Source organism: Kribbella sp. CCNWLW201 (assembly GCF_037203805.1).
Lineage (GTDB): Bacteria > Actinomycetota > Actinomycetes > Propionibacteriales > Kribbellaceae > Kribbella.
Genome location: NZ_JBBCBQ010000014.1, coordinates 111,759 through 124,850 on the forward strand (window position 1 = coordinate 111,759; position 13,092 = coordinate 124,850).

Below are 13,092 nucleotides of genomic sequence, written 5' to 3' on the forward strand. Positions count from 1 at the left end.
ACCATGGAGCTCTCACGTCGGACGCTGCTCGCTGGGGGCTTCGCAGCCGTGCTCGGCGGGACGGTCGTCGGCTGCTCGTCCGGGATGGACACGGCAGCGGAGCCGAAGAAGAACACCGCCACCACACTGACCTTGTGGTGCTGGCCCGGCGGCCTGGGCAAGACGGTGCTCGACGAAACCATCGCGCACTTCCCCGACCCGACGATCAAGTACTCCGAGATCGGCGGCGACTTCAAGCAGAAGCTGATCACCACCTTCAACGGCGGTACGGCGATCCCGGACATCACCGGGATCAAGGGTGAGGACATCGCCTCGATGCTGCCGCAGGCCAACCGGTTCGTCGACCTGAAGACCCTCGGCGCGGACTCGATCCTCGGCGACTACGTCGAGTGGAAGGTCAAGCAGGCCACCACGCTGGACGGCAAGGTGATCGGTCTGCCGATCGACATCGGGCCGACCGCGCTGTACTACCGCGAGGACGTGTTCACCAAGGGCGGCCTGCCGGGCGATCCGGCCAAGGTGGCCGAGCAGCTGAAGACCTGGGACGACTATCTCGCGGCCGGCGTCGAGCTGAAGAAGGCGAACCCGAAGGCGCCGATGGTGTCCGACGCGACCGATCTGTACGACATCGTCGTCGGCCAGGGCCCGGATCGGTACATCGACAAGGACAACAAGTTCATCGGCGACCAGGACCACATTCGCAAGGCCTGGGACGTCTGTGTCAAGGCGATGACGCTGAAGATCGACGGCAAGACCCCCGGTGGTACGCCGGACTGGAACGCCGGCCTGGACCAGGGCACCGTCCCCTCGCTGGTCGGCGCCGCGTGGGTCGCGCTGGACGTCAAGAACGCCTGCAAGACCAGCATCGGCAAGTGGCGGCTCGCGCCGACCCCGAGTGGACCGGCGAACTTCGGCGGCTCGTTCCTCACCATCACCAAGAACGCCGCCGATCCGGCGAAGGCGTTCGAGGTGATCAAGTACATGCTCAACGCCGACAACCAGGCCAAGGCGTTCAAGGACGCGCAGATCTTCCCGGCCACCCCGGCCGCCTACGACAAGCCTGAGCTGAAGGCCGCGGACCCGTTCTTCGGCGGCCAGGTGCCGATCGACGTGTTCGGCCCGGCGGCCAAGGGCATCCCGGTGGCCTACCAGGCCCCGGCCGACGACGCTGTCGCCGCGCCGTTCAAGGACGAGCTCAAGACCGTGCAGTCCGGCGCCAAGGCTTCCGACGCCGCCTGGGCATCCGCCGTCTCCAAGGCGAAGGCCATCGCCAAGCGGCAGGGGGTGCAGTGACCGGAACTGCGACGGTGCCGACTGCGCCGGCCACGTCACCGACCGGGGCTTCCGCCGGTCAGTGGCGGGGCCGGCGGGTCTGGTCGTACTGGCGGTTCTACCTCGCGCTGTCGCCGTTCTACATCCTGTTCGCGGTCTTCGGGCTGTACCCGATGCTGTCGACGATCGTGCTGGCGTTCCAGCGCTGGGACGGACTCAGCCCGCGCCGGTTCACCGGGATCGACAACTTCCGGTACCTGGTCGAGGACCCGACGTTCTGGCTGTCGCTGAAGAACACCGTCGTCCTGTTCTTCATGTCGACCGTCCCGACCCTGGCCATCGCGCTTTTGCTCGCGGTGATGCTGCAGTCCGCCGTACGGTTCACCAACGTCTACCGGATCGGGTACTTCATCCCGAACGTCACCTCGCTGGTGGCGATGGCGATCTTCTTCGGTTCCGTGTTCAGCACCAACTTCGGCCTGGTCAACGCCGCGTTGCGGTCGCTCGGCATCCCCGAGCAGGACTGGCTGGGCCAGCCGTGGGGGATCAAGATCGCGATCTCGACGATGATCGTGTGGCAGTGGGTCGGGTACAACACGCTGATCTACCTGGCCGGCCTGCAGGCGATCCCGAAGGACCAGTACGAGGCGGCCAAGGTCGACGGCGCCGGCGCGATGCGGACGTTCTTGTCGATCACGTTGCCGCAGTTGCGCCCGGTCGTGTTGTTCACCGTGATCATCTCGACCATCGGCGGCCTGCAGACCTTCACCGAGCCGCAGGTCATGGTCGGCAACAGCGGCGGTACCGGGCAGAGCGGTATGACGGTCGTGATGTTCTTCTACCGCGCCGCCTTCCTGGACAACGACTACGGCTACGCGGCCGCCATCGCGCTCAGCATCTTCATGCTCGTGTTGTTGTTCACGGCAATCAACTGGCGGATCTTCCGGAGTGGGGGTGAGGCCAAGTGATGCGCAACCGGCTGCGCGGGATCGCGCTGCACGCCGTACTGATCGGCGCCCTGCTGGTGTTCATGTTCCCGTTCGCCTGGACCATCATCATGGCGTCGAACAGCACCGCGGACATCTACCGGTTCCCACCGAAGTTCACCTTCGGGTCGCAGTTCGACGACAACGTCCGGGCGGTGCTGGAGAACGTCGCGTTCTTCCAGTCGATGGCCAACACCGCGCTGGTGGCCGTCTCGACCACGCTGCTGGTGCTGTTCTTCGACTCGCTGGCCGCGTTCACGTTCGCCAAATTCAGGTTCCCGGGCCGGAACACGTTGTTCGTCATCCTGCTGGCGACGATGCTGCTGCCGGCGCAACTGGCCGCCGTACCGCAGTTCCAGACGATGGCGCTGCTCGGCTGGGTCGGCTCGCTGAAGGCGCTGGTCATTCCGGCGGCGGCGAACGCGTTCGGCATCTTCTGGATGCGGCAGTACTTCCAGAACTCGATCCACGACGAACTGATCGAGGCCGCGACCCTGGACGGCTGCGGATTCTTCGGGGTGTACCGGCACGTGGCGCTGCCGTCGGCCCGGCCGGCGCTGGCGTTCCTCGGCATCTTCACCTTCGTCGCGTCCTGGAACGACTACATGTGGCCGCTGATCGTGCTCACCAACCCCGATCACCTCACCCTGCAGGTGGCGCTGTCGACACTGAACCGCAGTCACGGCGTCGACTACAGCATGGTGATGACCGGCGCGCTGATGGCGATGGCGCCGCTGGTACTCGTGTTCGGGATCTTCGCCCGCCAGTTCATCAAGGGCGCGACCGAAGGTGCGATCCGCGGCTGATCAGGGCCGCGACCAGCAGCACGCTGCCGAGTTCCGCGGTCAGGAACACCGGCCACGAGTCGCCCTCGGTCAGGGCGGGGATCACCGCGATCATGCCGATCAGCGCGTACGTCGCCGCGGCCGCCGTGAGCCAGGTCCGGATCCGGGCCTGGGTCGCGGCCACCGCGAGCCAGACCAGGGCGGCGGCGATCACCGGCTCCAGCACGGCGAGCCTGGTGACGGTGAAGAAGGAGATGCCGTCGGAGTGCCGGATCAGCGCGCTCGCCAGCCAAAGGATGCCGCCGGCAACAGCCAGCACCGCGGGCACCGGTGGGACGGGCCAGACCGGCCAGGCGCCGGGCCACAGTACGGTCAGCAGTACGGCGGCCAACGCGGCGGCGATCGCACCGGTCAGCACCCACGCCGTGGTCTCGCTCGTCCAGATGCCGAACAGCTTGACGCTCTCCTCGGACGCGATCCCGCCGACGAGGATCAGCAGAGCGTCGCCGAGCAGCGAGGCGACACATCCGGCCACGATGCCGAGCGCGACGGTTCCCGCCCAGCGGGCGGCCAGCGCTGCGAGCAGGACGGCCACCGATGCCAGGATCACCGGGTCGCCTGAGGTTCGGTAGACGTACCACCCGGTGTTGCCCTCGTCGTACCAGATCTTGCGGGACTCGGTCTCGCCCGGCCAGTTCAGGTAGACGAGGACGACCGCGCTCACGACCAGTACGGCGATCAGCCACCAGGGCGGAGCCGACGACACCTTCACCGGCTTCTCCTGGACCGGCTCCGGGACCTGCTGCAGCAGTGGCTGAGGGATCTTCTCCTGGCGCGGTTCCGCGTGTGGAGGTTCCGGCTGTGGCACGGGTTGGGGTGGTCCGGGTTCTGGTTCGGGAGGGGGCGGCGGTGGCTCGGACTCCGTGTCCGGCAGCGTCAAACGGACCGGGACCGTCCACTCGCCCGTTGGCCCGCTGAGGACGACCGACGCCTCCTGGCCCGCCGGCTCTTCGGCGCGAACCCGGATGGTCTGCCCGTCCTGTTCGACCTTGAGCCACGCCACACTGGACGACGCCACCGCGATCAGGGTGATCGGCGGTCCCTCCAGTCGTAACTCTCCCGTCGTACTCAGATCGAGCACTGCAGGTGTCACCCGCGGAACGGCTTCCTCGAGTGCCTTCGTCGCTGCGAGCGCGACCCGGCGGCTGTCGTCGTTCACCATCGGCTGCAAGGCCTGCCACGCGGCGTACGCCTGGCCCAGATCGCTCCCCACCAGCCGCTCGCGCAGGTAGTCGACCACGCCGAACCTTGCCGCTGGCAACGGGCTCTCCATCGCCTCGAGCAGTTCGGGTGCGAGCTGTGCCGGGGTGATCCGGCGGATGCCGCTGCGGGCGATCAGCAGTTCGCCCTGGGAGCCGAACGTCCACATCTGCGGGTTCTGGTTCGGGGTCACCCGGTGGACCCGATCGGTGACGTACCCGACCAGCTCGGTCAGGCCGACCCACCCGTCACCATCGCGATCGGCCTCACCAGTGGTCAATCCGTCGACCACCGCCGTGGTGAACACCGACGGCGCGGACGCATCCGTCGCGAGTTGGCCGCCCTCGAAGGCGTACTCCATCGCGCTGGACGCCGTCACGATCACCCGGCCGCGTCCACCACCCACCTGCTCCTGACCCGCGAAGGCATCGCGTACCTGCGCCTCACCGGACGCGCGGACGACCATGCCGCGCGGGAAAGCGCCGCCGTAGCAACAGTCCAGGAACAACGCGATCCGCTGGGCCCGGCTGTCGGCCATCTGCCGGTTGACGAAGTCCGCGGCCACAGCGGTCGACGCCAGCCGGGTCGGTTTGGTGTCCGCGACGGCCAGGAACAGTTCACCGGCCGCGTTCTTCAACCCGTGGCAGGAGAAGTGAAGCATCAGCAGGTCCTCGGGCGCCCGGTCGGCGAAGAAGTCCTCGACAGCGAACCGGATCTCCTGGGCTGCCGCGTTGTGCAGCACCTGCACCTCGAAGCCGCCGATCGACGGATCAGCGAGGACCTCCGCCAGTGCGGCCGCGTCCTGGGCCGGCGCGACCAGGCGGCGCAGGCCTGGGTCGTCGTACTGATCGTTCGCGATCACCAGCGCGACGCGCGAACCGTCCATCTCATCCGCCCGCAGCGGCGTGCTTGCGGACCCAGGCATCGACCAGTTGCTGCTGGACCGCATCGCTGGCACCGCTCAGCTCGATCGTGTCCCCGTCGAGCGTCATCTTCACCGTCCGCCCGGTGCCGGACCTCCGCAACCAGTCGCGCACCACTGACACGACCGCGCCGAGCGCCTGCAGACCGGGCGCAAGTGACACGCTCAGCACGCCTGCGATGGCCGCGAGACCAGGCCCGCGCGACCCCTCCGGCACCTCGCCCTCGCGGTAAGGCTCGACCGCGCGGACGTCGAGGGCCAGCAACTCCTGCCGCAGTACCAGTGCCAGCTCCTCGAGCCGCGCGTCGTCGGACCCCTCCTCGACGACCCCCACCCGAACTTCCGCTCCCATCCGGTCCTCCCCCAACCCCCAGGCCGACACCTCCAACGATGCGCCTGTACCGTCGCGGCGACAAGGAGTAATGGCACTAGGCTTCGGGAACTGGGCTTGGCTGAGTTGCGTCGGAGGGGCGTCATGGTGGGGAAGCGGGGACGCGTGATCGGCCGGATCGCACCGGGAACCGTCGGCGAGGTGATGCTGCCGGTCCGGGGTGCCACCGAGGCCTTCTACGCTTACCCGGCGACCGACGAGGTGATCGAGGTGGGCACCCAGGTGGTGGTGGTCGAGTTCGATCCGCCGCGCACGGTCTACGTCGCTCGCGCCTTCTGAAACATCTTTGTTCCCTTGGAGGGGAAATGCTCTGGACGTACCTGATCATCGGTGCCGTCGCACTGGTGGTCCTGCTGATCCTGTTCCGGATGGTCTGGCGGGTGGCGGAACCGAACGAGGCGCTGATCATCTCCGGTCTCGGCGCGCACTCGAGCCAGGACCAGGTCAACGAGACGCTCGGTTTCAAGATCGTCGTCGGCCGCGGTACCGCGGTGCTGCCCGGTTTCCAGACCGTACGGCGGTTGCCGCTGGACATCCGCGCCACGCCGCTGACGGTGACCTGCGTGTCCAGCCAGGGCATCCCGCTGCACATCAAGGGCGTCACGGCGTACAAGGTCGGTGACGACTACGGCTCGATCGCGAACGCGGCCCGGCGGTTCCTGGAGCAGAGCGACGAGCAGGTGATGAGCACCATCCACGAGCTGTTCGCGGGTCACCTGCGCGCGATCGTCGGTTCGACCACGGTCGAGGAGATGCTGCACGACCGGGAGACGCTGACCACGAACATCCGCGGCTCGCTGGCCGGCGACATGGAGAAGCTCGGCCTGGTGGTGGACTCGCTGCAGATCCAGGAGATCGACGACGAGTCCGGCTACATCAAGAACCTGGGTCGTCCGCAGGCCGCGGCGGTCGAGGCGGCCGCCCGGATCGCGCAGGCCGAGCGGGACCGGGAGGCGACCGAGCGCGAGCAGGTCGCGGCCGCGGCCAAGGCGGCCGCCGTCCGGCAGAGCTCGATCGCCCAGGCCGGTTACCAGGCCGAGGTCGACCAGGCGAAGTCGAAGGCCTCGCAGTCCGGTCCGCTGGCCGAGGCGCTGGCCCGGCAGGAGGTCGTCGTGGCCGAGACGGAGACCGCGAAGCTGAACGCGTCGCTGGCCGAGAAGCAGCTGGAGTCGACGGTGCTGAAGCCGGCTGACGCCGAGGCGTACCGGCAGCGCACGCTGGCCCAGGCCGCCCGGGACGCCCAGATCGCCTCCGCCGAGGCGCAGGCCCGCGAGGTCCAGCTGCGCGGTGAGGCGCAGGCGAAGGCGACCGAGCTGACCGGTAAGGCCGAGGCGGCCGCCGTCCAGGCGAAGGCGATGGCCGAGGCGGCCGGTATCAAGGCCCGGGCCGAGGCGCTGGCCACCAACACCGACGCGGTCGTCGCCCAGCAGCTGGCCGAGGCCTACCCGGAGATCGTCGCCGCGGCGGCGAGCTCGTTCGAGAAGGTCGGCAACATGGTCGTGCTGAACGGTGCCCAGGGCATCGAGGACACCCTGGTAAAGACCATCACCATGGGCGGTTCCGGTTTCGCCCTGGCCAAGCAGCTGATCGACTCGCTGGCCACGCCGAAGAACGGCGACAAGCCCACCCTCGAGCCGGTTCCGAACGAGCCGGCCTGACCCGAACCGATGTCCCGGATCCTCCTGCGGGGATCCGGGACATCGGCGTTCTCAGGCGGTGTGCAAGGTGAGGTTGTAGGCGGAGAGGATCTCGTTGACCGGCTGGAACCAGGTCTCGCCACCGCTGCTGCAGTTGCCCCAGCCGCCGGACGTGACGCCCTGGGCCTGGTCACCGGTGATGAACGACCCGCCCGAGTCGCCGCCCTCGGCGCACACGCTGGTCTTGGTCGCGCCGTAGAACAACTGGCCGTTGCCGTAGTTCACGGTCTCGTTCTTCGCCAGGATCTGGCCGCAGTGCCAATGGGTCGTGGAGCCACTGCGGCAGACCGACGAGCCGACCGGCGCCTCCCAGGAGCCGCGGACCAGCTTGTCGCTCGTCTGACCCCAGCCGAGCACCACCGGTACGGTCCACCAGCCGTTGCCGACCGAGACCCAGGCGTAGTCGTTGCCGGGGAACGACCACCCGCGGAAGCTGCCCATGTCCGAGCCGTCCCAGCCGCGGACCGTGCCGCTGCGACCGCAGTGTCCGGCGGTGACGAAGCCGCCATGCACGGAGAAGCCGATCGAGCAGCGGATGTTGCTGACGTAGTACGGGTCGCCGCCGACCGTGCCGGCCGCGAACGTCTGTGGCGCCTGCGCAGCCACCTCCCGGACCGTGACCGCACCGGCCTTCGCGACCTTCGCAACGAACGCGTCGACAGCCTGGGAACGCTTGCCCGCTTGCACATTGATCACCACGCTGCCGGTGCGCGGGTCCGCCGCCCAGCCACTGACTGCATCGGGCACAGCCTTCCCGGCCAGCTTGTCGACAGCAGCCTTCCGCTTGTCGAGTGCCGCTGCAGTTGCCGGTACGGAGGTGGTCTGCGCACCTGTGGCTTGTACGGCGGCCGCGTGGTCGGGCTGCGCGAGCCCGATCACGAGCTTCTGCGTGCTCGCGTCGTACCAGGCGCCGCCGAAGTCGGCACCGGCAGCTTTCTGCGCAGCGGGCAGGAGCTTGGCGGCCGACGTCTCGGCCTTCAGGCGTTGCTGCACCTGCTGCTCGGTCAGACCGAAGTCCTGTTGCATGGCGGCCGCTTGTGCCGGCACCGCAAAGGGCTCGGCCGCGGCGGCCTGACTGGGGACGGACACCGCACTCACTGCGAGCACGGCGGCTAGGAAGACTTTCATCGGACTCTCCTCACCTAGGGGCGGTTCGGTGCGTGAGAGCGCTCTCGCACTTGAGAGTGGCCTACCGAGGACAGCTCGTCAAGAGCGAATGACCGACGTTGTCAGAGACCGAGGTGCGCGAGTACGGCGAGCACCCGGCGGTGACCCGAGTCGGTCGGGGGCAGATCGAGCTTGAGGAACACATTGCCGACGTGCTTGTGGACGGCCCCTTCGGAGATCACCAGCTTCGCCGCGATCGCCGTGTTGCCCAGTCCCTCCGCCATCAGCGCAAGCACCTCACGCTCACGCGGTGTCAGCCGATCCAGCGGACTGCTCCGCTTGACCATCAGCTGGCTGACCACTTCCGGGTCGAGCACGGTCCCGCCGGCTGCAACTCGCCGTACCGCCTCCAGGAACTCGTCCACCCGGGACACGCGGTCCTTGAGCAGGTAGCCGACGCCTTCACTTCCGGCGGCCAGCAACTCGGCGGCGTACACCTCTTCGACGTACTGCGAGAAGACGAGCACCGGGAGACCCGGGCGGACCCGGCGGGCCTCGATGGCGGCGCGCAGGCCCTCGTCGGTGAAGGTGGGCGGCAGTCGTACGTCGACGATCGCGATGTCCGGGGCGTTGTCGGCCATGACCTTGGCGAACTCGTCCGCGTCACTGGCGACCGCGACCACCTCGAAGCCGGAGTTGCCGAGCAACAGGCCGAGCCCCTCGGCCAGGATCGGGTTGTCCTCCAGGATCACGACCCGCACGGCAGCACCACCTCGACCGTGGTCGGCCCACCGATCGGGCTCTGCAGCTCCAGCCGTCCGTCGATCGCTTCCACCCGGTGGAGCATGCCATGCAGACCGCTCCCCCGGCCCAGAAGGTCGGACTGCTCGGCGATCCGCGCACCACCGATCCCGTCGTCGGTGATCGCCAGGTACAGCTCCGGACCACGCCGTTCCATCAGTACGTCGACATGCCCGGCCGCGGAGTGTTTGGTGATGTTGGTGAGGGACTCCGCGACGACGAAGTAGGCCGCAGCCTCTACTGCCGCCGGGACCTGGCCTAGCTCGCCCAGCCGGAGCTCTACCGGCAGTGGGCAGCGGGCGCACAGTGCGGAGACCGCTCCGGCCAGACCGCGGTCGGCGAGGATCGGCGGGTACATGGTCCGCAGTACGCCGCGCAGCTCGTTCATGGCCTGCTCTGCACCGTCACGGGCGTCGTCAAGGAGGCTGGCCGCCTTCTCCGGGTCGTCGGCCATCATCTGCTTGGCGATACCGATGCGCATGGCCAGAGAGACCAGCTGTGCCTGGGTGCCGTCGTGCAGGTCCCGCTCGATGCGACGCAGCTCGGCTCCGTGCGAGTCGACGGCACCTGCCCGGCTCCTGGTGAGCTCCTCCACGCGCAGCGAGAGCAGCTCGGCTTCACCGGGTGCCAGCACGTTGCGGACCGTCTGAGCATGCCGACGCGCTACTGCGGGTGCTCCCCAGCCCAGCACGGCCAGACCGACCAGGATCTGTAGTGGGCCGAGTGTGAGCGCGTCGAGCCAGCTGTCGACGTCCATGCCCATCAGCGAGAAGTTGCCCGGGTCAAGCCTCCACAGCAGCATGCCGGCGAGTGCGGCCGGTGCTGCGATCACTGCGATGACCGCCACGAACAGCTCGGGCACCATGAGGAGCGGCATCCACAGCAGCCACAGACTGCGCTTGAAGGACTTGCCACCGGGATCAGCCGGTAGCTCGAGGTACCTAGAGGCTTGGGACCGTTCGAAGTTCGCCAGCCGGACCAGACCGGCCCGCACTGGAGGAAGCCAGCTGAACAGCAGACCGAGCGGGAGCGCCGCGAGGATGCCCATGCCCGTCAGGAAGCGGACCGCCAGGTAGCCGCTGGCTCTGCCGCCACGGGACAGGATCTTGGTCAACATGTCCCCAATCCTCCGGCACCAGCGCCCCGCAGTCGGTACAGCAGGCTCTACTCTTCGCGCGGGTGCCCACTGGATCGTACGGGCGGGCAGTAGCCTCGCTACCACCCGCCGTACGAGCTCAGGAGGATCTGACTAGCACTCGGGGACGCCTGGGAGTTTCGGATCCGGGTGGTCGATGTAGATGTTGGTCATGTAGCCACCCTGGTCGCGCAGCTTGGCCCACCAGTCGTTGGTGGTGCCCTCGGCAGTGACCGGATCACCCTTCACCTGGCAGGTGACGTACACCTGGGTCGGGCCGGGCAGTGTGGTCACGATCGAGGCGGACAGGCTGGGCGCCGAACGGACCCGGACACCGCTGCCGTAGGTGGTGAAGTTGTACGTCGGCGGGTTCGGGTTCCCGCCGTTCACCAGCTGCATGTAGTAGTTCCAGTTCCAGTTCGGACCCGGGTCGGTGTGGTCGTTGTTCGGCATCTCATTGTGGCCCCGGATGTGGGCCCGGTCCTTCGGGATGCCGCGACGGTCGGCGATGTTCCTGGTCAGCGCGGCCGACGAGCGGTACATCGCGTCGGTGAACCAGGACGGCTGATCGACCCAGCCCTCGTGCTCGATCCCGATCGTGTACGGGTTCTCGGTCCGCACGTGCCAGGCCGTGTCCTTCTCGGCCACCATCTGGGTGACCTGCCCGTCACTGGACCGGATCACGTAGTGCGCGCTCACCTGGGCCGACGGGTTCTTGAACCAGCTGATCGTGCCGGCGTACGAGCCCTGCGTCACGTGGATGACGATCGTGGAGATGGCCGCGGTCCGGCCGACCCGGTAGTTGCTGGTGCTGGCCGCGTTCCAGATCGCGCCCGGGTAGTCCACAGCCGCGACCGAGGTCGGCGTACGCGTGCCGAGCGGGGCGACCTTCGCGTACGCGCCACGGTCCGGGGTGACCTTCTTCGGCTGGGTGGTGACGCCCGCGGCGTTCACGCCCTGGCCGATGATCCGGTACACCTCGTCGGTGTAGAGCCGGCCGGTCGGTGCGTCGGCCGAGTGCGAGTACTTCGCGATCACCTCGTACCACTTGCCGAGGTTCGACCGCTCGGTCAGCTTCGCGGCGTCGGCGTACGAGTCCAGCACGGCGGCGGCGCCGAGGACGTTGGCTGCGGTGTCCTTGGCAAGCTTCTCGACCGGCAGGCCGGTGAGCTTTGTTGCCTCGGACATCGTCGGATTCTTGTTGTTGCTGACCAGGTGCATGACGCCGTACCCGTTGGCCTGGCTGGGCAGCCCGTTGTGGCCGTCGAGGTGCGACTCGGCGTACCCGACGCCGACGAGCACCTCTCTTGGTACGTCGTACTTGGCCGCCGCCTCCTGGAATGCGGTGGCGAGGTCAGCTGTCGCTCTCGGCGGCTCGGATGGCTCGGCGGCGTTGCTCGGCAGGGCACTCAGTGCGAGGGCGCCGGCGGCCGCGGTGGCGAGCAGTGCGGAGAGTTTGGAGATGGGTACTCGGGCGGTTTTCCCCATGGGGCGGTTCCTTCCCTGATGCGGTCCGCCGAGGGGCGTCGGCGGTCCCGTGAGCCCACGCTAGGTCAAGATCTTCCGCCGGGACCAGTGTTTGAGTGAACTTTTTCCCGTCACGGCGTGAACTCGGGCCATCACGCGGTGAAGACCACCTTGCCACGCAACAGGATCACCCGCGGGTGACTGAGTACGGCGGGATTCGCCCGCGGATCCTCGTCGTACACGACCAGATCGGCCGGATCACCCGGCCGGAGGTTGCTCGGGGCACCCAGCCACTCGCGCGCCGCCCACGATCCGGCGGCCAGCGCCTGCTCCCCCGACAGGCCGATGCTCGTCAGTGCCTGGATCTCCTGCGCCACAAGGCCGTGCCCGAGCACCCCGCCCGCGTCGGTCCCGGCATACACGGGTACGCCGGCCTCGTAGGCGTCCCGGAGTCGGTCGAGGCGGCGGTCGTACAGGTCGCGCATATGGGTCGCGTACACCGGGAACTTGGCGGCGGCCTGGTCGGCGTACTGCGGGAAGTTCTCCAACTGGATGAGGGTCGGGACGACGGCGACCCCGTGCTCGGCCATCCGGTCGAGCATGTCCGGGAGCAGGCCGGTCCCGTGCTCGATGCAGTCGATGCCGGCGGCAAGTAGGTCCGGCAGGGCGTGCTCGCCGAAGACGTGCGCGGTGACCCGGGCGCCGAGCTCGTGAGCGCGCGCGATCGCCGCGTTCAGCGCCTCCGCCGGCCAGCAGGCGGTCAGGTCGCCGGCATCGCGGTCGATCCAGTCGCCGACCAGCTTGACCCAGCCGTCACCACGCCGCGCCTCCTGCTCGACGTACGCGACCAGCTCGTCCGGCTCGATCTCCCAGCCGTAGTTGCGGATGTAGCGCTTGGACCGGGCGATGTGCCGGCCGGCCCGGATGATCTTCGGCAGGTCCTCGCGGTCGTCGATCCACCGGGTGTCCGCGGCCGACCCCGCGTCGCGGACCAGCAGCGCACCGGCCTCCCGGTCGGCGACCGCCTGCTGCTCCTGGATCTCCCGGTCGACGGCACCGTGCTGGTCCAGCCCGATGTGACAGTGCGCGTCGACCAGGCCGGGCACGATCCAGCCGCCGGTGTGCACGGTGCTGACATCGGCAGCGGCGGGCCGGTCCACGACCAGCCCACCGCTGAGATGGATCTCCTGCCGCTCGCCGGCCGGCAACACCGTGCCAACGAGCCTGAGTACGCCGGTTTCCGTCATACGGCGACGTTAACCGGCGTAC

The 13,092-nt window shown here is 68.4% G+C and carries 12 protein-coding genes; 5 read left to right on the forward strand and 7 right to left on the reverse strand.

Annotation, left to right across the window (positions count from 1 at the left end; translation table 11 throughout):
- Positions 1-3: 3 nt before the first annotated feature.
- From V9K99_RS38930 to V9K99_RS38940, 3 genes are read left to right on the forward strand one after another with little or no spacing between them, the layout of a single operon-like run.
- Positions 4-1,293, forward strand: coding sequence for an ABC transporter substrate-binding protein (locus V9K99_RS38930; RefSeq protein WP_337008453.1), 1,290 nt, complete (start codon positions 4-6; stop codon positions 1,291-1,293).
- Positions 1,290-2,240 (forward strand): carbohydrate ABC transporter permease, encoded by a 951-nt coding sequence (locus V9K99_RS38935; RefSeq protein WP_337008451.1) that lies wholly within the window; start codon positions 1,290-1,292, stop codon positions 2,238-2,240. Before V9K99_RS38930 ends, V9K99_RS38935 begins: the two co-directional genes overlap by 4 nt.
- Positions 2,240-3,064, forward strand: a complete 825-nt coding sequence (locus V9K99_RS38940) for a carbohydrate ABC transporter permease (RefSeq protein ID WP_337008702.1) — start codon at positions 2,240-2,242, stop codon at positions 3,062-3,064. Before V9K99_RS38935 ends, V9K99_RS38940 begins: the two co-directional genes overlap by 1 nt.
- Here the strand turns inward: V9K99_RS38940 and V9K99_RS38945 are convergent.
- Together V9K99_RS38945 and V9K99_RS38950 are read right to left on the reverse strand one after the other, a co-directional pair.
- The gene (locus V9K99_RS38945) at positions 3,030-5,228 is read right to left on the reverse strand and encodes a caspase family protein (RefSeq protein WP_337008449.1); all 2,199 of its coding nucleotides are present in this window, start codon (positions 5,226-5,228) and stop codon (positions 3,030-3,032) included. The genes V9K99_RS38940 and V9K99_RS38945 overlap by 35 nt on opposite strands.
- A complete protein-coding gene (locus V9K99_RS38950) occupies positions 5,191-5,577 on the reverse strand; it encodes a hypothetical protein (protein WP_337008447.1) in 387 nt (128 codons plus the stop codon). Before V9K99_RS38950 ends, V9K99_RS38945 begins: the two co-directional genes overlap by 38 nt.
- 123 nt (positions 5,578-5,700) lie before the next feature.
- On the opposite strand from V9K99_RS38950, the gene V9K99_RS38955 reads away from it, so the two are divergent.
- Both V9K99_RS38955 and V9K99_RS38960 read left to right on the forward strand, forming a co-directional pair.
- Positions 5,701-5,895, forward strand: a complete 195-nt coding sequence (locus V9K99_RS38955; protein ID WP_337008445.1) for a hypothetical protein — start codon at positions 5,701-5,703, stop codon at positions 5,893-5,895.
- Positions 5,896-5,921: 26 nt separating this feature from the next.
- Positions 5,922-7,274, forward strand: coding sequence for a flotillin family protein (locus V9K99_RS38960; RefSeq protein ID WP_337008443.1), 1,353 nt, complete (start codon positions 5,922-5,924; stop codon positions 7,272-7,274).
- Positions 7,275-7,325: 51 nt separating this feature from the next.
- On the opposite strand, the gene V9K99_RS38965 is transcribed toward V9K99_RS38960, so the two are convergent.
- From V9K99_RS38965 to V9K99_RS38985, 5 genes are all read right to left on the reverse strand, one after another.
- A complete protein-coding gene (locus tag V9K99_RS38965) occupies positions 7,326-8,441 on the reverse strand; it encodes an alpha-lytic protease prodomain-containing protein (RefSeq protein ID WP_337008441.1) in 1,116 nt (371 codons plus the stop codon).
- Between the two features lie 101 nt (positions 8,442-8,542).
- On the reverse strand, positions 8,543-9,181 hold the full coding sequence (locus tag V9K99_RS38970) for a response regulator transcription factor (RefSeq protein ID WP_337008439.1): 639 nt from the start codon (positions 9,179-9,181) through the stop codon (positions 8,543-8,545).
- Positions 9,169-10,338 carry a sensor histidine kinase gene (locus tag V9K99_RS38975; protein WP_337008437.1) on the reverse strand — a complete coding sequence of 390 codons (1,170 nt, stop codon included), beginning with the start codon at positions 10,336-10,338 and terminating at the stop codon, positions 9,169-9,171. Before V9K99_RS38975 ends, V9K99_RS38970 begins: the two co-directional genes overlap by 13 nt.
- Before the next feature lie 132 nt (positions 10,339-10,470).
- Positions 10,471-11,844 carry an N-acetylmuramoyl-L-alanine amidase gene (locus V9K99_RS38980; RefSeq protein ID WP_337008435.1) on the reverse strand — a complete coding sequence of 458 codons (1,374 nt, stop codon included), beginning with the start codon at positions 11,842-11,844 and terminating at the stop codon, positions 10,471-10,473.
- 131 nt (positions 11,845-11,975) lie between these two features.
- Complete coding sequence (locus tag V9K99_RS38985; protein WP_337008433.1) at positions 11,976-13,070, reverse strand: amidohydrolase family protein; 1,095 nt, start codon at positions 13,068-13,070, stop codon at positions 11,976-11,978.
- Between the last annotated feature and the right edge of the window lie 22 nt (positions 13,071-13,092).

Coding starts and splice junctions, on each gene's coding strand:
- V9K99_RS38930 (WP_337008453.1), top strand. CDS start 4: ATGGAGCTCTCACGTCGGACGCTGCTCGCTGGGGGCTTCGCAGCCGTG.
- V9K99_RS38940 (WP_337008702.1), top strand. CDS start 2,240: ATGCGCAACCGGCTGCGCGGGATCGCGCTGCACGCCGTACTGATCGGC.
- V9K99_RS38945 (WP_337008449.1), bottom strand. CDS start 5,228: ATGCCTGGGTCCGCAAGCACGCCGCTGCGGGCGGATGAGATGGACGGT.
- V9K99_RS38950 (WP_337008447.1), bottom strand. CDS start 5,577: ATGGGAGCGGAAGTTCGGGTGGGGGTCGTCGAGGAGGGGTCCGACGAC.
- V9K99_RS38955 (WP_337008445.1), top strand. CDS start 5,701: ATGGTGGGGAAGCGGGGACGCGTGATCGGCCGGATCGCACCGGGAACC.
- V9K99_RS38960 (WP_337008443.1), top strand. CDS start 5,922: ATGCTCTGGACGTACCTGATCATCGGTGCCGTCGCACTGGTGGTCCTG.
- V9K99_RS38965 (WP_337008441.1), bottom strand. CDS start 8,441: ATGAAAGTCTTCCTAGCCGCCGTGCTCGCAGTGAGTGCGGTGTCCGTC.
- V9K99_RS38975 (WP_337008437.1), bottom strand. CDS start 10,338: ATGTTGACCAAGATCCTGTCCCGTGGCGGCAGAGCCAGCGGCTACCTG.
- V9K99_RS38980 (WP_337008435.1), bottom strand. CDS start 11,844: ATGGGGAAAACCGCCCGAGTACCCATCTCCAAACTCTCCGCACTGCTC.
- V9K99_RS38985 (WP_337008433.1), bottom strand. CDS start 13,070: ATGACGGAAACCGGCGTACTCAGGCTCGTTGGCACGGTGTTGCCGGCC.